Below are 20,011 nucleotides of genomic sequence, written 5' to 3'. Positions count from 1 at the left end.
GTCCCCTTGTCCCCCATACCCCTCCTCCCTGTTCCCTTTGCAGATTGTGATTGAGAGTTTTCTATGGAATTTCATCTAGAGGCGATCGCAACTGAAAAAGTCAAAGTTAATATTCTCCTAAATGGAGGACATAACTACACAATTTGGCTAAACACAAATTCGCCACTATTACATAGTCTTTTAGCTGTAACTAGAGGTGAATCTCAGCAACAACCAAATTCATCCTCACAATGGTTTCATATCCCTTTAGAAAATGGTCAATCTGCTTTATCTTTTCCCCAAAGTTCCCTCGTTGGCGTAGTAACTGAACCATCATTACTATTGCAAAGTTACGCCTCAAATAATCCGCAAGAGAGAAATATTTTAACTTCTCCCTGCTTCCAAATGGACAACTTTTTAAGTGAAGAAGAAAAGACAAAATTAATTAGTTATAGTTTAGAAAAGGAATCAGCTTTTGTAGACACCGCCCCTTTAACTAATACTTCCTATCATCCAGATCATCGCAGATCTTGGGTATTACACCAATTTCCTGAAATTTCCGCAATCTTTCTCCAACGGCTGAAAAAAAACATACCTTTTGTACTGAGTAAATTGGGAATGGGATTATTCCCAATTTCCCACATTGAAGTACAATTAACAGCCCATAATGATAATAATTACTTCCGGTTACATAGTGATAACGGAACTCCCGAAACCGCCACTAGAGAATTGACCTATTGCTACTATTTTTATCGAGAACCTAAACCTTTTTCTGGTGGAGAATTAGTAATGTACGATCGCCAAATTATTAACTCTACTTATTATCCAAGTGACAGCTTCCAAACCATAGAACCACGCAACAACAGCATAGTCTTTTTCCCCAGCAATTGCTATCACGAAGTTCTGCCAGTAACTTGCGTTTCCCACGCATTTGCTGACAGTAGATTCACTATTAACGGTTGGGTGCGTCGAGAAGAAAGTTTTAAGTTTTAAGTTTTGAGTTTTGAGTTTTGAGTTTTGAGTTGGGGAAAAAATTTTTATTTTTCAGTTCTCTCCCCTGCTTCCCTACTTACTCTTGGGTTCCTGCTGCTTCAAGTAATTTGACGATATCAGAATAACCGTTAGATTTAGCGAAAGCTAAAGCCGTCATTCCATCTCGTTTCTGATTCACATCAGCACCAGCAGCCAGCAAAACTGCCACCGCTTCCCCATAACCTCTAGAAACCGCCCAAATTAAAGCAGTAGCACCCAGATTATCTTGTAAATTAACATCAGCGCCAGCTGAAATTAACAATTCCAACATATCACTACTACTATTTTCTGCTGCCTTAATTAGCGGAGTTTTGCCATCTTCCGTAGCCAAATTAATATCAGCACCACCCTCTAATAAAATTTGCACCATCCTGACATTACCGTTAGATACCGCTAAAGTTAAAGCAGTTTCATCAAAATTAGTAGCATTACAATCAGCACCGAAATTTTGTAAAATAGCTACAATTTGTTCATGATTATGTAACGCTGCCAACAGCAAAGGTGTATCGCCAAGTTGATTTTTTGCGCGAAAATCTGCCCCCCTATCTAAGAGAATTTCTACCACCGCAATATTCCCTTCCACCACAGCTAAATGCAAAGCTGTTTCGCGATCGGAATCCTGGGTATTAATATCAGCACCATTGTCAATTAAACTTCTGACAATTTCAAGATGACCACCAGCAGCCGCTGAGATTAATCCTGTCCATCCATCGGGATTTTTCGCATTCACATCCGCACCAGCTGTTAACAGGGCTTCAACAACTCCCAAGTGTCCCTGGTCAGCTGCTAAAGTTAAAGCTGTTTCCCCACCGCTAGTTTGATTCACATCCGCACCAGCCGCCAATAAAGCCGCTACCACATCCGTAAAACCACTATTAGCGGCTAGAGTCAGTGCTGAATCTTCATCTTTATCTTTAACATTAACTTCCGCACCAGCAGCCAACAAAAGCTGCACTACTTCGACGTTTCCTTTAAAAGCCGCTACCATTAGTGCAGTGCTGCCTTCATCATTTTTGGCGTTTACATCAGCGCCATCAGCGATTAAAGCCTTAACTACATCCACTTGATTGCTACTAGCAGCCAACATTAAAGCCGTCATGCCATTGAGTTTTTTTGGCTTATTAACATTAGCCCCAGCTTCCAACAGAACCGTGACTATTTCTATATAGCCATTTCGAGCCGCAAACATCAAAGGAGTGGTGCCATCTTTATCAGTAGAATTAAGATTTGCACCCTGAGCAAGTAAAGTATTTACTCCATTAATGTCACCAGTCTGTGCTGCCCGTCTTAATAAGACATCTTTATCTTTAGTGGAGATCATGCCTGTCCCTCGTTCCATTCCACTCACTGACAACTTAGCGTTAAATCTCAAATTTGAGAAGACAGTACCCCCGATCTTATGCCAATTGTGCAGCTATATTATGCAAATAAAGCGATTGGTTACACAAGAAACATCGGAGATAATCTTAACTATACATATAACTGAAACAATTATGCTAAGTTTTATAAAGTTCCTCCCATCGTTAAGAGTCTATGAGCTTGGAAATACCTACCTCTGTGAAAGTTTGGAGCCAATTTATTCACCCCACTTTAATGTGGATTCTATTCGCCTTGTCCCTGTATGCCTTATACCTGGGTGTTTTAGTTCGACGTACCAGAAGCGCAGAAGGAGAAGCAAAGAAACAGCTAATCAAGGGTAAGTTTAACATCAAACATTACCAAGTAGGCTCTATACTGTTAGCCGTCATGGTAATTGGCACCCTAATTGGTATGGGTGTTACATATATCAATAATGGCAAATTGTTTGTTGGCCCTCATTTGCTGGTAGGGTTAGGCATGACCGGGTTAATTGCTACTTCGGCTGCACTTTCTCCCTTGATGCAAAAAGGGCAAAATTGGGCACGTTACAGCCACATTTGCTTAAATATTGTGCTTTTGGTGTTGTTTGGTTGGCAGGCCATTACTGGGGTTGAGATCGTGCAAAGAATCATCAGCAAAATGTAACCAAAAAAATAAAGGGAATTTCAGAATTAAAATCCCTATTTAAATTAAATCTGAAATTCCCGATTAGTGCCTTTTAGATTTTGAGGGTAATGAAAGTCCTAAGCTATTGTGGAAGTCTTCTTGGACTTTTTGAGTTAAACGGCGATTCACTTGCCGGACTATTTGCGCTAATAAGCGATCGCCTGTATTTTGAATTAAAGATTTAGGCAACCGATGAATAAATCGGGGAAATTTAATAAAGACAGCTAAATCCAGTTGCCATTCTATCTTAGTAATTGTACTAGATAAATTCTTGGTTAATTCCGTATTTTCCTCAAGAGAACCTGCCTTTAATTCAACTAATTTCATCGCCGCATTGAAATCCACATCATAACCAGGAGCCACATAACCTGGAATAGAAATTGTACGGATACGGTAAATACCAGCCTCCGGTGGTAATAGATGTAAACCAATTTTTGGCTCTACTTCATAACCAAAAGAACCAAATCTTCCGATTACTAAAGCATAGCCATTTTCCCCTAAAGGCTCAGCTTTCATCGGTTGAGCACAACGCCGAAACCACTCATGATGAGCATTAAGATACTCAGCAACTACCTCTGGGGCTGCATACATTTCCATACAATCTTCAAAATAACCATGAAAGCGAAATGGCTCTAATTCTTCAGCAGCTTGTGTACTTGGCTCTTCTGCTTCTGAAAACTTTTGCCTAAAATCCAAAAACGTTTCAGACATTTCTATAGATTGATACTCGCTGTATTGTGATTGCATAGATGCTATCCTAAATTGTTTATACGTTGTCTATCTTCAGGATGCCCATTTACAGGAAAAAAGTTACATCTAAATCATGAATTTTAACCGAGAAAATCAATAAATGTTAAGTTTTTATCCTGTGAACATCTCTTTTTCCTGAGAACTCCTCTTACAGTAATAAATACTCCTATAGGGAGAAATCAGTTGCATATAACTTTCATATCCTGGTAAAATCAGCACGCTGACTATATCAGAGCGATTCCTATCTCTATTAGAGTTAGGTAACTCAAAAAAGTCTCATGGTAAAAACAATGCTAACCAATATAGCTTGAAGCATGAAAGCATTTGTAGCAGGGGCAACAGGTGAGACAGGTCGCCGAATTGTCCAAGAATTGGTGAAGCGGCAAATTCCTGTCCGTGCTCTAGTGCGGGATTTGGAGAAAGCCAAAGGATTATTGCCCGACAAAGTAGAGTTGGTAGTTGGGGATGTACTGCAACCTGAGAGTTTAACTCAGGCTATTGGAGATAGTACAGTCATACTTTGTGCTACTGGCGCTAGTCCTAGTTTTGACCCCACTGGCCCTTACAAAGTAGATTATGAAGGAACCAAGAACTTAGTAGATGTTGCTAAAGCTAATAACATTGAACACTTTGTTTTGGTTACTTCCCTTTGTGTATCACGGTTTTTTCATCCACTAAATTTGTTTTGGTTGATTTTAGTTTGGAAAAAACAAGCTGAGGAATATCTCCAAAATAGTGGTCTTAGATATACCATAGTTCGGCCAGGTGGTCTGACGACTGAGGAAAATCCCCAACAAGTTGTGATGTCTGTCGCTGACACTTTGTTTGAGGGTAGGATACCCAGGACTAAAGTAGCGCAGACTTGTGTCGAGGCATTATTTCAACCAGCAGCAGTCAATAAAATTGTTGAAGTTGTGGCTCAGCCACAAGCAACAGAAAAAAGCTGGGAGGAACTGTTTGCCAGTGTGATTTGAGTTCGCATCAGGGAAACAGGATTTTACTAAGTTGAGGAGTGGGGATTTTGGCTCGGAAATTGGCTCGCAAGCATTCTGCAAGAGGCAAAAAAAAGTCAGATTTCGCGCTCAAGCGAGTGACAGTTGCAAGTTCAGTAGCAGCTGTTGCTCTAATCTTCTGGCTAATTAGTTGCCAAGCTATTCAAAGACAGTCATCGGGTTTTTTTTCTTGGCAACATAGTAACAAACAACTTGCAGAACCAAGGTTAGCCGTAGATTTACTTGCAGACACAATGGTTGGTAACACTTTCACTAATCCAGCAGATGTGATCGTCCAACCATTAGTAATGACTGGGGGCGATCCTTATATTCGCGCTTTGATGCGAACTATTTCGGCAAGTGAGTCAAATGTACCAAATCCCTACGCCGTACTTTATGGGGGTAAGCAGGTAGATGATTTGAGCCACCATCCGCAGTTATGTGTAACTATAGCTACAGGCCCGAATCGGGGGAGATGTACTACCGCAGCGGGACGATATCAAATATTGTACAAGACTTGGTTAGAAAAAGCGGAACGTTATCACCCAAAGCCGTCGCCTCTATTGTTTTGGACTGTGTATAGTTTTGAACCTGAGTATCAAGATGCGATCGTCTATGCGTGGTTAAGCGATCGCCAAGCTTGGGGAGTAGATATTGCCAATCTCCTACGTCAAGGAAAGATCGAGGAAGTATTGCGGCTGCTTTCTGGTACTTGGACGAGTTTGGGATCTGGCATAGAAGATAACTCTATGTCCCAATATTTACCAGAAATCTATCAGCGAATGCTCAAAGAAGAGCTACAGATAGCTAGTCAAAATTAATGGCTCTCCAACACTTGTGCTGGAAAACCCTAGTTTTGGGGACTAGGGACTGGGATTCTTTATAAATTAAGTATTTCACAAAACAATCAGGTTTACTTATCACCACAAGTGTTGGAGAGCCATTGTTTTGAGCAAAATCGGCATAAATTAAGCAAAAGTCACGAAAAAACCCCAGTTTTTTAGGCTGGGGTTAGAATTATCAGGGTGCATCTACTATTATTTCTACTAATCGAGATCACCTAAATCCGGGAGAAACAGCAAAATTTTCTGAGGGCAACTTTTATTTAGGGCAAAAATCGATCTAAAGCTGCCTTCAATTCTTCAATTTCTGCTTCGATGTTGCCCTCTTTTGCCGCCCGACCAATACAATCAGTCAAATGTTCATCTAAAATCATTCGCGCTACGCGATCCAATGCACCTCTAACAGCGGCTATCTGCACTAGTACATCAGGACAGGAACGGCTTTCCTGTACCATTGATTTGATGCCGCGAATGTGACCTTCAATGCGAGAGAGGCGATTAACTATCCTTCGTAGTGATTCTTCTGAGTGTACGTGATGATGACCTGCTCGATCGCTCAGTGGGAAATCGTCCTGGTGGGAATGATGAGTGTGGATGTGGTCTACACTATCAGCGGGCACTTTTTTCCGAGTTTTATTACTATCAATCAAACCTGCCTCTAGTTCTGTTTCCGAGTCAGGAAAAATTTGGTCTTTAGATCCAATCATCATTTACAGACTATTAATATTGATAATCCTAGCTTAGTTGAGAAGGAATCCACCAAGATCAAAGCTGAGGATTAATCAACTAGAATCTAAACGGTGATATCACGAGATTCATAAATCATCATGTCAGACTTAGAGATTCGCTCCAACCATGTAAAAATTCCGCATGGCGATCTGGAAATAGATGCTTACTTAGCTGAACCTACGGGTCAGTTGTCGTTTCCTGGGGTAATAGTGATTCAGGAAATATTTGGGGTCAATGCTCATATTCGAGAGGTAACAGAACGCATTGCTAAGGAAGGTTATGTAGCGATCGCACCAGCTATTTACCAACGCCAAGCACCTGGATATGAAGCTGGTTATACTCCTGAAGATATTAAAGAAGGGAGAAAATATAAGGAGCAAACAAAAGCTGACGAATTACTTAGCGATATCCAAGCCACAATTAATTATCTCCAGAACCTTCCCGAAGTAAAACCCGATGGTTTTGGTTGCGTTGGTTTTTGTTTTGGTGGTCATGTTGCTTATTTAGCAGCAACTTTACCTGATATTAAGGCTACTGCTTCTTTCTATGGTGCTGGTATTACAACTATGACTCCGGGTGGTGATGAACCAACTATTACTCGGACTAAAGATATTAAAGGGACAATTTATGCCTTTTTTGGCATGGCTGATGCTAGTATTCCCCCAGAACAGGTTGATCGGATGGAAGCGGAGTTAACAAAAAATCACATTCATCATCGTATCTTTCGCTACGATGGAGTAGATCACGGTTTCTTTTGTGATCATCGTAGTAGTTATGATGCGACGGCAGCTGAAGCAGCTTGGCAACAAGTTAAACAATTGTTTCAAATGAATCTCGTGTTAGAGAATTAATGGGATTGAAAATGTGGTAAACCCTTTTAAAGCGTTTGCCACTGTTAAATAATACTGAGTTAATCAGCCAAATCAACTGTTGTTAGTGGTATTTATATAATGATGCCACTGGCACAATAACAACAAACTAATTTAGATTGCAAGATGAAATCCAATTCAACTCCTTCTCCAGCAGAAAATCTATCCTTTTCTAGAGATGATTTTGCCAAAGCTCTAGAAGCACAAAGTTATGGATTTGAGAAGGGACAAATAGTACGGGGTAAAGTGTATGAATACACTAGTGATGGCGCTTTTATAGATATAGGTGGTAAATCTCCGGCTTTTCTGCCTGTTAGAGAAGCTTCGCTGCAAGGAATTACTGATTTATCTGTGTTGTTACCTTTGCAGTCAGAAAGGGAATTTTTAATTATTCGGGAACAAGATGCAGAAGGACAAGTCACTGTTTCTGTGAAGCAGTTGGAAATTAAAGAAAAGTGGGATAGACTGCGCGAATTGCAAGACAGCGGTCAGTCAGTTCAAGTAAGAGTTAGTGGGATAAATAAAGGTGGAGTGACTGTCGATATTGAAGGATTGCGGGGGTTCATTCCTCGATCGCATTTGATCGATCGCAACAATCTCGAAGACTTAATCGGTCAACCCCTAACCGTTACGTTTATCGAACTAGACCAAAGTCGTGGTAAACTCGTACTTTCCCAACGTTTAGCTAGTCAATCGGCTCGATTCAGCGAAATAGAATTGACTCAACTAGTAGAAGGAACAATTTCTAGTATTAAACCCTTTGGTTTGTTTGTAGACTTGGGCGGTACTAGTGGTTTACTGCACATTAAACAAATTAGCCAAAACTACATAGAATCTTTAACCAATTTATTCCAAGTAGGTCAACCAATTAAAGCAATGGTTGTCAATTTGGATGAAGGCAAAAGCCGGATTTCTCTTTCTACCAAAGTGTTAGAAAACTATCCCGGAGAAATGTTAGAAAATATGGCAGAAGTTATGGAATCAGCAGAAGCCCGTGCCCAAAGAGCCAGAAAAAATTTATTAGGTAGTTGAGCTTATTAGTGGTTGGTTGGTTGATATTTAAACTTTTCCGAACAACCACTATTTAATAAACCAAAATTTTCTTTTGACCAAACCTCAAACCTAGTTTGAGCCGCCGCACGTAAGGTTTGGAGATAAAAAAGTTTTACTCTGACTTTGAGCAACCAGATTTATCCGTGCGGTAAAGTTAAAATCTAAAATCTAAAACACCGCAGCTATGAGCCAGGAAGCAAAATTTCTGGCAAATTACTCATTTGATTTGGGAAAATTTTAACAATTAAACAGCAATAGTAAATTAAATCTTAAATTTTAAAAATGATTATTAAAATTCTTTCCTAATTAAACCCAATTGGGCAAATTTGATCTAACATCATAACTTGGTTATACTAATTCGCCTGATTCTTGAAAGGAAAGCCTTCCCTGTCATAACCCCACAATTTTAACAAGCTCCTCACAGCGAATTAGTATTTCTTATAGTGCGATTTGAGTGAATTTAAAACTCCCCAAACCGCCTGTTATTCCCTACCTAAATTTAGGCGCTACTGCACTTACAGTAGTAGGGAAGTGATATTGCAGTGTCAAACAAACAGTGAATTAGATTAAAAAAGGTAGAGCAATCATGGCTGATACTCGTTTAAGACTAGAAGATATTTTCGATCCCAATTACTATCGCCAGCAAAATCCCGACTTAGCAAATTTAAGCAATGAACAAGCTTTACAGCATTTCCGAACATACGGCTTAGAGCGAGATAGAAAATTCTCGCTATTTTTTGATTTAGACTTTTTTATAGCAAATAATCAAGATTTAGTAAGTTCAGCTATTCCCCCTGTTCCCTCAAATAATACTTTAACTTTACAAAACTTTTTCGATAAAGGGCTTCCTGAAGGCCGACAATTTTCCCAAAATTTCGACATCGCATACTATCGGCAAAGTAACCCAGATTTAGCCAGTTTAGACAATAACCAATTATTTAAGCAGTTTCTTACTTCCGGGCTAAATGAAGGGAGGAAATTTAACCGTTCAATTGATCTGAATTATTATCGATCGGCTAACCCAGATTTAGCCGGATTGAGTAATCAGGATTTGTTTACTCATTTTCTGAATGCTGGTTTAGCAGAAGGAAGACCTTCTATACCATTATTTGATGTTGATTTTTATCGGGCTAACAACCCAGATTTAGCCGAATTGGGATTGAGTAATCAGGATTTGTTCAATCACTTTCTGAATGCTGGGTTAAATGAAGAACGAGTATTTAGTCCATTTTTTGATATTAAATACTACATAAATAATAATCAAGACTTGGTAGTAGCTGGTTTGACTGGTAAACAAGCTTACGAACATTTTATAACTACTGGAGTCAATGAGAACAGACGATTTTCGCAAGTTTTTGATATTAATTATTATTTGGGAAATAACCTCGATTTAAGAGCAGCTGGATTCACACCAAGGCAAGCATTCAATCATTTTGTAACCTTTGGTGTAAATGAAGGTCGCCGTTCATCGGTATTATTTGATCCAAAATATTATTTAGCAAATAACCCGGATTTAACAGCAGCACAACTCTCTTATCGAGATGCTTTTGAGCATTTTCAAACCAGTGGTTTTAGTGAAGGACGATCGGCATCTTTGTGGTTCGATCCAGAAGCGATCAATGCGTTATTAACTTCAAGTCAAAGCAAATGGTTAGATCTCCCTGTTGGGGGCACATTAACCTATAGCTTTGTTACCACCGCTAGCGCACCTTTGTATGAAGGCCCAGAATCAGGAGTTAAGGAACTAACACCAGCAATCAAAAATAACATTCGCAACATGATGCGAACTTTGGCTCAATACATTCCGATTAACTTTGTAGAAGTTCCTGACCGACCTCCTAATTACGGAAGAATCAGATTTATGTTTTCCGATGGGCCAAGTACAAGTCCTGATGGTGCTGCTTACGCTTATGCTTATTTACCTAGCGACTTCCCTGGCTCTGGTCGTGCTGGTGATGTCCATTTAAATCCCGATACCAGCTTAATTGATTTTTCCGCTGGCCCTGGTAGTTTTGCTTATCAAATTATACTTCATGAAATTGGTCATGCTTTAGGTCTCAAACATCCATTTGAGGAACCCACACTTCCCAATGGAAAAGATAACAATACTAATACCGTCATGACCTACAATGACGACCCAAACGCACCTACTTCATACAATGGCTCTTTTGCGATTACGCCAATGGCTTATGATATTCGTGCTTTGCAGTATTTATATGGCGCGACTTATTACAACCAAGGCGACACAGTTTACGCATTTGATTACAACAATTTTATTGGGCCATTTCAAAATAATGGCCAAAACAGTTTCAAGCAAACAATTTGGGACAGCGGCGGTATAGATACTCTCAATTTTGCTGCTTTACCAGCAATTACAGGTGGTTATTATTTCAACATGAATGAAGGAGGAGAAAATACTGCAAGATTTGCCCTAAATGGATCGGTATATAACACTGAGGTTTCTAATAATAATCAACAAGGTTCTACTACTTTTCCGATTCAAACTGATAGCTTCGGTACCACAGTTGGTTTCGGAGTGCAAATTGAAAACTTAATTGGTTCACAGGGAGATGATGAAATTTTAGGTAATGATTTGGCTAACAACATTATTGGAGGGTCAGGTAATGATAACATCACTGGTGCTCGTGGTGCAGATGTTTTGACTGGTGGTGATGGCAGTGATGTATTTATTTTTGCTTTAGGAGATGGTAACAAAAATCTCGCAGCAACAAACATAATTACTGACTACCAACCAGGCATAGATAAGATTGGTTTAAGCGCAGGTTTACCATCATTTTTAGTAGCTATTACTCAGGGAACAGGTGTAAATGCTGCTGATACTTTGATTTCGGTTCCTAGCGCAGGCGAATACTTAGCAGTTTTGAAAAATATTCCTGCATCTTCGGTAGGATATGGTGATTTTATTCCTGTTTAACTGAGACTTGCACCAAAACACAGCCGCCGCTGTGTTTCGTTCCCAGGTTGAACCTGGGAACGAGATCAAAAACGTTTTATCAATGGGATGTTACTGGTAAATTTTCCATTGCTTTTTGGATTTTCTGTACTTGTTTAGGTGCGCCCATTTGTTCATAAATTTGAATTGCAGCTTGGAAGTTACTGTGACTCTTTTCAATGTCACCAATCTTTTGATTGGTGCGTGCTAATTCATAGTAAGCGTCGGCTAGGTCTTTTTTAGCTGTTATTCTATGCAAAATACCGATCGCTTTTGTATGCTGTTCTACAGCTTCTTCATATTTACCTTGATTGCGACTCACCATTGCTAAACCAGTGATAATTTGACCAATAGCTCGCACATAATTGCTGTTTTCTGCATAAGTCAAAGCACGGTTAAACATAGTTAAGGCTTGTTCATTTCGCCCTAAATTAGTATAACTCATACCCATAGAAAAATAGCTGTATACATGACTCCATGCTCCCAGCATTCTCTCAGGAAGCGTCAGATAAGCTTGGTAATTTTTATCTATTAATTCCAAAGCTTTCTTTTGTTCAGTTTCTAACTGGCTATGTGAATATAGTAAAGCCATACTAAACTGAGAAAATATGGCAAATATATGCCAATTGGTATTTTCTGCCAAAGCAATAACTTCTTTATAAGATTTAATTGCTGCTTCCACTTCCCAGAGAGCTTCTTTACAAGAGCTAGTTGTAAATAGCATACCGATTGAAAATTTTTCCAATCGGTATTTAATTTTAGGATCGATCGAATCTTTGGGCAGAGAATCGCTATATTTTGTTGCCATTGAATTGGCTTTTTGATAATATTCAATAGCAGTTTGAATGTCACCAAGTTGATGGTAAAGTCCCGCAATATTACCATAAAGATAGGTTAGAAAATAGTCATTATCAATTTTATTTTTAATGGCAATACTTACAGAAAGAATATGTTGAACCAAGCCTAATCTACCAAAATAAATTATTAATGATTCTGGTTCTCCATGAGAATTTAATTTGTATTTTCTTTCTTGTAAAAGTACTTGGCAACCTAACTCAAATTCTCCAATATCAACGTAATGGTAATATGCTTCCAATGCTGCGATCGCATCTGCTGTGGTATCTACTGTTTCTACACTCTGCGTCCAAAATTCGGCAGCTTTTAGATTGGCAGTTTTCCAATCTTCACTAGCTTTTAGTCTTGTTCTAGCTTCAGCACGAATTACTGGGTGTAACCAATATTCTCCTTTGAGGAAGTCTACCAGAGAGCGATCGCGCAAAGACTTCACAACTCGAATCCTTTGCGACTCTGGAACATCCCAAAGCAAACACATCATCGCATCCCGCTGGACAGCACGTACATCTTGATAGCGGAAACATCCCAAACGGCAAAGCAGTCTATAAGCATCTGCATCAACTTCTTGCAAACGCTTAAATTGACTAACAACCAAATCTTGTAAATCAGACTCAATTAATAAATTCTTCTGATTTGCTTGCCAATAACTTTCCAAATCGCCTGACCAATCAGCTTGAATCACGCCACTTAAGATTTGCATCGCTTTAGCATTACCGCCATAAGCTTGGTGCATCGCCAACAACACACCAGAATGAGCCTCAATCCCCCGATTCCTAAAAAACTGTTGCCAAACTGATATTTCTAATCCTTCTAATCGATAATCCTGAAAAGTTACAGCAGATTCCCCAAGTCTTTCGCGGCTAGTAATTAAAGTTACACAATTTCCGGCTGGATCGGCTAACACGCGGAATAATTCTACATAGTCTCGATGAGCAGGAATCAATCTCCCATGTTTATCTAAAGCAGGTTCTAAATTATCAATCAGCACTCCTACCCGACGATTTGGGTCGCGTAACTTTTGCCGTAATAACTCCAGCGTTACCCCAAAATCTCCTCTAGGTTCTTCCTGAAAGTGTCGCCTTAACCATTCCTCAACTATACTTTTGGCATTAGTTATTTTCTCTGTCTCTTTCGCCATCCACAGTTCCAGAATCAGGTCGAAACCCTTACTGGTGAAATATTCCCAGGACAACCAAGACTTACCTACGCCACCCTTACCATAAACCAAAATGATTTTTGCCCCTTGTTGGACAAAAGCATTTAAGTCAGCAAGTTCCCGATTTCGTCCAATGAAATAGGGGTTATGAGATAGGATAGGTTTCCGTTCAGGTTCAGGTAGCACTTCTTCAGATTGAGAGTCTTGAGGAGAGATTTTTTCTTCAGTCGGTTTTTCATTCAATAGTCTTTGCCGTTCCCACTCTCGTTCCACCGCCGCCTGAAGATTAATCTTACTGACTGGTTCTGCCAAAACTTCGCTCAGCAGTTTCCATAATTTAGAACCAATATCTTGTCTGATGTAGGTCAATGTATAGCCAGATTCTTTGGCAATCTCAGCATAACTTTGCCGTAACCAAGCTCCTTTGAATACTACTCTTTCAACGTGCTTTAAACGCCTTTTATTTTTAGCAAACACTGCTCGATCGACAATTTTTAGTGCTGCTTCTACATCCATCTGAGCCAATTTATGATTATTTTGTAATTGTTCATTCATAGTATAACCTGACTTTTCCTGACTTTTTCCTATATCTACCTGAACCGTCCTGAGCTTTCCTGAGTTTTTCTGTTTTTTTCTTACTTAAACTGAGGTAGACAAATTACGTACTTTTTCCTTATCGACAAATCTTTGAATTTGAAACAAACTATATTCATAAGGTGAAAGCGGAGTTTTCAAAACTTTACTAAATATGGAGAAAAACATATTTCCTCTGTTCCCATTGTATTTAAATAATTGTAAAAAATCACAGCATTACCGAAAACATAGATAATTGTGACGTAGGTAATACAAGAGTTTTAGCCCGAAGAACCAAGTACTGAATACTCAATCAATAGGTGATGTTAGCTGGGTTAGTTGCAACTTATTTTACCGAAAAGATAAGTATTCAATTTTTGATTGAATTAGATAAATAACAACTCCTGAAATCAACAGCTAACTAAATTTATCATTCGCTAGTCGTTAGGCTAATAATCAGCAGTTGGCTTCGGAAAATCTTCAAAATTTTTCTCCCTTAAGTAAAGCAAATATAAACTTATTGGTGAGAAAAAGATGCAAAATTAGTTAAATTTAGTCCGCAGGGAAGTTTACAGGTAAAGTTTTTCATTTTTGTGTCTACTGTCAACATATAGATCAAACCAAAAAGTGAAATCACACAAAGGGGCGATCGCGTCTAACATAAATTTTCCTTAACTCTTAGTGCAATTTGTAACTTTAATGCTTAGGGGCAATACCATGCAGGTACAAGCAAATAGTATTCCAAATCTAAATACTCCAGTTAACGGCAATTGTCCGGAACTTTTACAGCAAGAAAACGATCCAAATTTGCAGGAGATCCTCCTTGAGGAACTTTCCCAAAGAGTTGGTTCAAAGTCCCAGAGTGTATTAGGAGTAGCAACCAGAATTGCCTCAGAAGTAGAACGGATGTGCTACAAAAGTTCACGCATCCAAACTTCTGGAGAAGTTTACGCTTGGCAACTGATATTGGGACGTAATAGATTACACAAGTGCTTGTCTTACTACCACTTAGGAGCGAAACAAGGACGTATTGAGCTACATAGTAATTTAACTGCGATGATTTATCGTTACGTAGCACCCTCTCAATCTCAGCTAAGTTTCCAAGGGCGCAAAAATCTAATTGACGACTTTTTACAAGAGTTTTACGCTGCTTCGATCAATGCTTTTCGTCGGGAATACGAGTTACCCAAGTTTCAACCCCGCACTCAGCTGGAATTAGCAGAGTACTTGGCGTTTACAGAAAATTATGCCAAACGTCGCATTAGCTTGCCAAATGGCACTAGTCAACAATTGATTGTGTTGCGAGTGCAGGCTTTTGTCAAACGTCAACCTGCGGAAACTTCTGTAGATATTGAACAAGCGGTAGAAACACCCAAAGGAGACTACGATCAACAAAGTAGTTGGTCTGCTTCGGCAATGCAGCAAGTGCGATCGCAAATTATGACCGAAACAGTCGATCCTTGTGAGGGGATGTTGCGCGATCGAATCATCTCAGAACTGTTAAACTATCTAGAATCTCAAGGTCAATCAGACTGCGTAAATTACCTAGTCTTAAAACTACAAGACTACTCTGCCCCAGATATTGACGAATTTCTCAAATTAACTCCTCGCGAACGGGATTATTTACAACAACGCTTTAAGTATCATGTAGATAAGTTCGCCCGCGCATCCCACTGGAAACTAGTCCATCAGTGGTTAGGCGCAGACTTAGACCAAAAATTGGGAATGTCCTCTCAACAATGGGACGAGTTTTTAAATCAACTTTCGCCTCAACATCGCGAATTGTTGCAACTCAAAAAAATCAACAAATTTGATGAGGATATTGCCAAACATTTAAAATGGTCACTCAAACAGGTACAAAAGCAATGGATGGATCTCTTAGAACTCGCCTGGAAATACCGTAACTGGGACGGTCAAAAATTGCCAGGAAAAAAATCTAATCTCCGTTCCGTTAAAGATACCAAAGCAAAAGTTAGGAATATTACAGACAATTCCCTTTTGCCTTTAGCAGTTTCATCATGAAGAAAGGCAGAGGGGCAGAGGAGATAATTAAAATTTACCTTTAACCCTTTCTTTCCTTCTGCCTTCTGCCTTCTGCCTTCTGCCTTCTTCTAGACTTTACTCAATAATTGACTAATCATGCTATTTGCTTGGGATTCGTAACTACCACCGAACAAATTGAAGTGGTTAATAATGTGGTAGAGATTGTATAAAGTTTTGCGTAATTCATAACCCGAATCTAAAGGCCAAACAGCGTTATAACCTTGATAAAAACTAGCAGGAAACCTGCCGAATAATTCTGTCATAGCGATATCGACTTCGCGATCGCCATAATAAGTCGCTGGATCAAAAATTACAGGTTCACCTGCTGCTGTCACCGACGCATTTCCTGACCATAAATCCCCATGCACTAAAGATGGTTGGGGATGATGATTTGCTAATAATTTAGTAATCGCTTTAATTAAACTTTCCCCTTGACTAAATTGCCCACCTCGCCGTTTAGCTAATTTTAGTTGATAACTAATACGATGTTCAGCAAAAAACTCTACCCAATCTGATGTCCAAGTATTAATTTGTGGTGTTGATCCAATAGTATTATTTCTCTCCCAACCAAATCCTTGATTACTAGTAGCTTTGTGCATTGCTGCTAGATTACGCCCCATTTCTGACCAAGCATGATTGCCACCACTACGCCCTAATTCTAAATATTCCTGCACTATGTAAGCTGAATTATCAGCTGTACCGTAACAAATTGGTTGCGGTACACGAATAGTTTCAGTTGACCACATTTCTTTTAATCCCAAAGCTTCCGCAGCAAACATATCAATTTCAGAAGCTTGGTTTAATTTGACAAAATAAGTGCGATTGCGATCGCCAATTACATACCCTTGATTAATACAACCACCACCCACAGAACGGCGGTTTTCTACTACTAATTTCTCACCTGTTACTTCGCTAATATGTTCAGCAATTGTTGTCCACATAAGTAGAGTGTGAAAATTGATTTTACTGGATTACAATGCAGAAGAGTAATATAGGGGCGGGTTTAGTAGACAATCTTTTTAACCTACAGACAATATCTGTACAAAACCAGCCCTATTTTAAATTGAATTAATCTGCTAATAAGGGTGGGTTCTGCTATTAATTCTTCTGCCAATACTACAGAATCGTCTAGTAAACTCACCCGTACCAACTGAAAAATTTCCCAGTCCCCAATCCCAAGTCCCCAGTCCCTATTATTCCGGTTTAACTATTACTATTCCATAAGCTTCTGGAGATAGAAAACTGTTAGCAGTAAATTGTAATTCTTCCTCATTAACACCTTGAATTCTGGCTGGATAATTGAGCATTGGATCTAAATTTTTGACCATTGATTGATAGTAACCGTACATTCCGGCCCGATCGCTAGGAGTTTCCGAAGCAAACACAAATCGATTTGCTACTTGAGTTCGCACGCGAGAAATTTCGGCTTTGGTGACAGGTTCTTTTTGTAAATTGCGAATATGTTCGGCGATCGCCAATTCTGCCGCCTCTAAATTTTCTACTGGTAAATGAGCCGAAATTTGAAAAATTCCTTGTAAACTGTGTGTTAAATTACTAGCAGAAATACTAGTTACTAAATGTCGATTTTCACGCAAATCTCGCACTAATCTAGAACTACGTCCTTGTCCTAAAATTGCTGCTAAAACATCTAAAGGATAAGTTTGGGATAACTCAGTCATTCCCGGTACTCGCCACATCATAATTAATCTAGCTTGCTGTAAGCTTTCATCCACATATTCCCGTTTCACAACTTCTGTAAAAGGTGTTTCTGGTTGCCATTCAGGAATAGCAAACCTGTCTGTAATAGAACATAAATTAGAGTGACGTTGAGTAAAACCTTCGGCGACAATTTCAAACAATTGTTCTACTGGTAAATTACCCACAACTGCCGCTGTAATTGATTGAGGTTGATACCAATTAAAGTGAAAATCTCGCATTTGTTGAGGCGTTAGAGATTCGATCACTGATGATGGGCCTAATACTGGACGACGGTAAGGTAATTGATCGAAAGCTGTTTCGATCGATCTCTGATAAGTACGCCGACGCGGGTTATCTTCCGCCCGACGAATTTCTTCTAAAACTACTAATCTTTCTCGTTCAAATGCTCGATCGGGAATACTAGGATTCAGCACCACATCAATTTGTAAAGGTGCTAAATCAGCGAAATCTTTCGGCGCAGTCGTAATATAAAACTGAGTATAATCCTGACTGGTAGCAGCGTTAGTAACAGCACCTCTCTCTTCAACCAAACGCTCAAATTCACCACTGGCTAAATTTTCGGTTCCCTTAAAAACCATGTGTTCTAAAAAGTGAGCCATGCCATTAATTTTATCTGACTCTACAGCAGAACCAACATTTAACCAGATACTTAAATTTACAGCTTCGATCGGCATTTGTTCGGCAACGATCGTTAGCCCATTAGGTAACTGATAGACAGTGGGGGCATTCAGAGGAGGAGACTTGAGCAAAATCGAGGTCATCAAACTTCATGGTTAGTGTAACGCTTCCTTCATCTTAACTACAGAGCCGGGAACGGGGAACGGTGAATAGTGAGAATTACTACATCAGTTAAGTTAAAATAATAAATATAAAGAAAAGTAAATTTATATGACAAGTCATCACAATAACAAAGTAATTGTCATTGGTGCCGGAATTGGTGGTTTAACCGCCGCCGCCTTACTTGCTCATCGGGGCTACCAAGTTTTAGTCTTAGATCAAGCCATAGTTCCCGGAGGATGCGCTTCCACATTTCAACGTCGTGGTTTTACTTTTGATGTTGGCGCTACTCAAGTAGCTGGGTTAGAACCGGGAGGCATTCATCACAAAATATTCTCAGAATTAGAAATAGATCTGCCAGAGGCGACATATTGCGATCCTGCTTGCGCGGTGTTTCTTCCTGGAGAAACTGAACCAATTAATGTGTGGCGAGATCCGCAAAAATGGCTTGCTGAACGTCAGCGACAGTTTCCCGGAAGTGAACCATTTTGGCAGTTATTGAGTAATTTATTTAGTTACAGTTGGGCTTTTCAATCTCGCGAGCCAATTTTACCGCCGCGTAATTTATGGGATTTGTGGCAATTAACTAAAGCAGTTCGACCTGATACTTTATTAACTTTACCCTACACTTTCTCGACGGTTGGAGATGCGTTACGTTATTTTGGTTTGGCGGAAAATGTACGGTTAAGAACTTTTTTAGATTTACAGTTAAAGCTTTATTCCCAAGTGGATGCAGAAGAAACAGCATTACTTTATGCTGCGACTGCTTTGGGTGTAAGTCAAGCACCACAAGGATTGTATCACTTAAAGGGTAGTATGCAGGTGTTGAGCGATCGCTTAGTCACCGCCTTGGAACGGGATGGCGGAAAATTATTAATGCGCCACACAGTAAAACAGATTTACACCGAAAACGGCAAAGCCACAGCCGTTCAAATTCACAATCAAAAAACCGGAGAAACTTGGACTGAAACCGCAGACCATATAATTGCTAATGTCACCGTTCAAAACCTAGTTCAACTATTAGGAGAAACCGCACCTAAAGGATATCGCTATCGCGTAGACAAACTACCACCAGCATCCGGCGCTTATGTCCTTTATTTAGGCGTAGATGAAACCGCTATTCCCCAAGAATGTCCCCCACATTTACAATTTTTCTACGATTACGAAGGGCCAATAGGCGAAAATAATTCCCTGTTTGTTTCCGTGAGTCGTCCGGGAGATGGACGTGCGCCAGAAGGTAAAGCCACAATTACAGCTTCCTCGTTTACAGATACCAGAATTTGGTGGAATTGCCCAGATTACGAAACCTTAAAAAGTAGATACACCCAAGAAGCTCTCTTCAAACTAGGTCAATATTTCAATCTCACCCCCGAAACAATTATCCACACCGAGGCAGCTACACCCCGTACCTTTGCCCGTTTTACGGCACGCGATCGAGGAGTAGTCGGTGGTATCGGTCAACGCATTCCCACTTTTGGCCCCTTTGGATTTGCCAATCGTACTCCCATTAATCATCTTTGGTTAGTCGGTGACTCCACCCATCCAGGAGAAGGAACTGCTGGTGTTTCCTACTCCGCCCTCACAGTCGTTAGACAAATCGATCGATTTTAGATTCATCAACTACAAATTTAAAATTTGGAAAAATCAAAATTCTAAAATCTAAA

Annotated in this window: 16 protein-coding genes; 9 read left to right on the top strand and 7 right to left on the bottom strand. The window is 39.6% G+C overall.

Translation table 11 applies throughout. The annotated features are described in order from the left end of the window. Positions 1 to 63: 63 nt before the first annotated feature. Positions 64 to 972 (top strand): 2OG-Fe(II) oxygenase, encoded by a 909-nt coding sequence (locus tag IQ264_RS11840; RefSeq protein ID WP_193980979.1) that lies wholly within the window; start codon positions 64 to 66, stop codon positions 970 to 972. Between the two features lie 76 nt (positions 973 to 1,048). On the opposite strand, the gene IQ264_RS11835 is transcribed toward IQ264_RS11840, so the two are convergent. Next, positions 1,049 to 2,332 carry an ankyrin repeat domain-containing protein gene (locus IQ264_RS11835; RefSeq protein WP_193980978.1) on the bottom strand — a complete coding sequence of 428 codons (1,284 nt, stop codon included), beginning with the start codon at positions 2,330 to 2,332 and terminating at the stop codon, positions 1,049 to 1,051. Between the two features lie 212 nt (positions 2,333 to 2,544). Here IQ264_RS11835 and IQ264_RS11830 point away from each other — a divergent pair, with 212 nt between their 5' ends. Continuing rightward, positions 2,545 to 3,015 carry a DUF4079 domain-containing protein gene (locus tag IQ264_RS11830; RefSeq protein WP_193980977.1) on the top strand — a complete coding sequence of 157 codons (471 nt, stop codon included), beginning with the start codon at positions 2,545 to 2,547 and terminating at the stop codon, positions 3,013 to 3,015. A 63-nt stretch (positions 3,016 to 3,078) separates the two neighbouring features. Here IQ264_RS11830 and IQ264_RS11825 read toward each other — a convergent pair whose 3' ends face one another. Next, positions 3,079 to 3,783 carry a DUF1997 domain-containing protein gene (locus IQ264_RS11825; RefSeq protein WP_193980976.1) on the bottom strand — a complete coding sequence of 235 codons (705 nt, stop codon included), beginning with the start codon at positions 3,781 to 3,783 and terminating at the stop codon, positions 3,079 to 3,081. Between the two features lie 317 nt (positions 3,784 to 4,100). Here IQ264_RS11825 and IQ264_RS11820 point away from each other — a divergent pair, with 317 nt between their 5' ends. Both IQ264_RS11820 and IQ264_RS11815 read left to right on the top strand, forming a co-directional pair. Then, complete coding sequence (locus tag IQ264_RS11820) at positions 4,101 to 4,760, top strand: SDR family oxidoreductase (protein ID WP_193980975.1); 660 nt, start codon at positions 4,101 to 4,103, stop codon at positions 4,758 to 4,760. A 47-nt stretch (positions 4,761 to 4,807) separates the two neighbouring features. Continuing rightward, complete coding sequence (locus IQ264_RS11815; protein WP_228061473.1) at positions 4,808 to 5,599, top strand: glycoside hydrolase family protein; 792 nt, start codon at positions 4,808 to 4,810, stop codon at positions 5,597 to 5,599. Positions 5,600 to 5,883: 284 nt separating this feature from the next. Here IQ264_RS11815 and IQ264_RS11810 read toward each other — a convergent pair whose 3' ends face one another. Continuing rightward, a complete protein-coding gene (locus IQ264_RS11810; protein WP_193980984.1) occupies positions 5,884 to 6,270 on the bottom strand; it encodes a metal-sensitive transcriptional regulator in 387 nt (128 codons plus the stop codon). 177 nt (positions 6,271 to 6,447) lie between these two features. Between IQ264_RS11810 and IQ264_RS11805 the strand changes: the two genes are divergently transcribed. Then, entirely contained in the window at positions 6,448 to 7,200 is a 753-nt protein-coding gene (locus tag IQ264_RS11805; protein ID WP_193980974.1) for a dienelactone hydrolase family protein, read from the top strand. A gap of 144 nt (positions 7,201 to 7,344) precedes the next feature. Then, positions 7,345 to 8,250: a S1 RNA-binding domain-containing protein gene (locus tag IQ264_RS11800; RefSeq protein WP_193980973.1), complete on the top strand. Its 906-nt coding sequence runs from the start codon at positions 7,345 to 7,347 to the stop codon at positions 8,248 to 8,250. A 5-nt stretch (positions 8,251 to 8,255) separates the two neighbouring features. Here the strand turns inward: IQ264_RS11800 and IQ264_RS11795 are convergent, their stop codons facing one another. Beyond that, positions 8,256 to 8,402: a hypothetical protein gene (locus IQ264_RS11795; protein ID WP_193980972.1), complete on the bottom strand. Its 147-nt coding sequence runs from the start codon at positions 8,400 to 8,402 to the stop codon at positions 8,256 to 8,258. A gap of 455 nt (positions 8,403 to 8,857) precedes the next feature. On the opposite strand from IQ264_RS11795, the gene IQ264_RS11790 reads away from it, so the two are divergent. Beyond that, positions 8,858 to 11,206, top strand: a complete 2,349-nt coding sequence (locus IQ264_RS11790; RefSeq protein ID WP_193980971.1) for a M10 family metallopeptidase — start codon at positions 8,858 to 8,860, stop codon at positions 11,204 to 11,206. Positions 11,207 to 11,285: 79 nt separating this feature from the next. On the opposite strand, the gene IQ264_RS11785 is transcribed toward IQ264_RS11790, so the two are convergent. Further along, positions 11,286 to 13,790 carry a tetratricopeptide repeat protein gene (locus tag IQ264_RS11785; protein WP_193980970.1) on the bottom strand — a complete coding sequence of 835 codons (2,505 nt, stop codon included), beginning with the start codon at positions 13,788 to 13,790 and terminating at the stop codon, positions 11,286 to 11,288. 735 nt (positions 13,791 to 14,525) lie between these two features. On the opposite strand from IQ264_RS11785, the gene IQ264_RS11780 reads away from it, so the two are divergent. Continuing rightward, positions 14,526 to 15,830, top strand: a complete 1,305-nt coding sequence (locus tag IQ264_RS11780) for a hypothetical protein (RefSeq protein WP_193980969.1) — start codon at positions 14,526 to 14,528, stop codon at positions 15,828 to 15,830. An 89-nt stretch (positions 15,831 to 15,919) separates the two neighbouring features. Here IQ264_RS11780 and IQ264_RS11775 read toward each other — a convergent pair whose 3' ends face one another. After that, on the bottom strand, positions 15,920 to 16,792 hold the full coding sequence (locus IQ264_RS11775; RefSeq protein WP_193980968.1) for a fructosamine kinase family protein: 873 nt from the start codon (positions 16,790 to 16,792) through the stop codon (positions 15,920 to 15,922). Between the two features lie 252 nt (positions 16,793 to 17,044). Further along, entirely contained in the window at positions 17,045 to 18,331 is a 1,287-nt protein-coding gene (locus IQ264_RS11770; protein ID WP_193980967.1) for a M16 family metallopeptidase, read from the bottom strand. 127 nt (positions 18,332 to 18,458) lie between these two features. On the opposite strand from IQ264_RS11770, the gene crtD reads away from it, so the two are divergent. Then, a complete protein-coding gene (gene crtD / locus IQ264_RS11765) occupies positions 18,459 to 19,958 on the top strand; it encodes a C-3',4' desaturase CrtD (protein WP_193980966.1) in 1,500 nt (499 codons plus the stop codon). Positions 19,959 to 20,011 lie beyond the last annotated feature (53 nt).

This window comes from [Phormidium] sp. LEGE 05292 (assembly GCF_015207735.1).
Lineage (GTDB): Bacteria > Cyanobacteriota > Cyanobacteriia > Cyanobacteriales > Aerosakkonemataceae > Floridanema.
The sequence above is the reverse complement of the archived record's forward strand: the minus strand, read 5'-3'. Positions and strand labels throughout refer to the sequence as shown.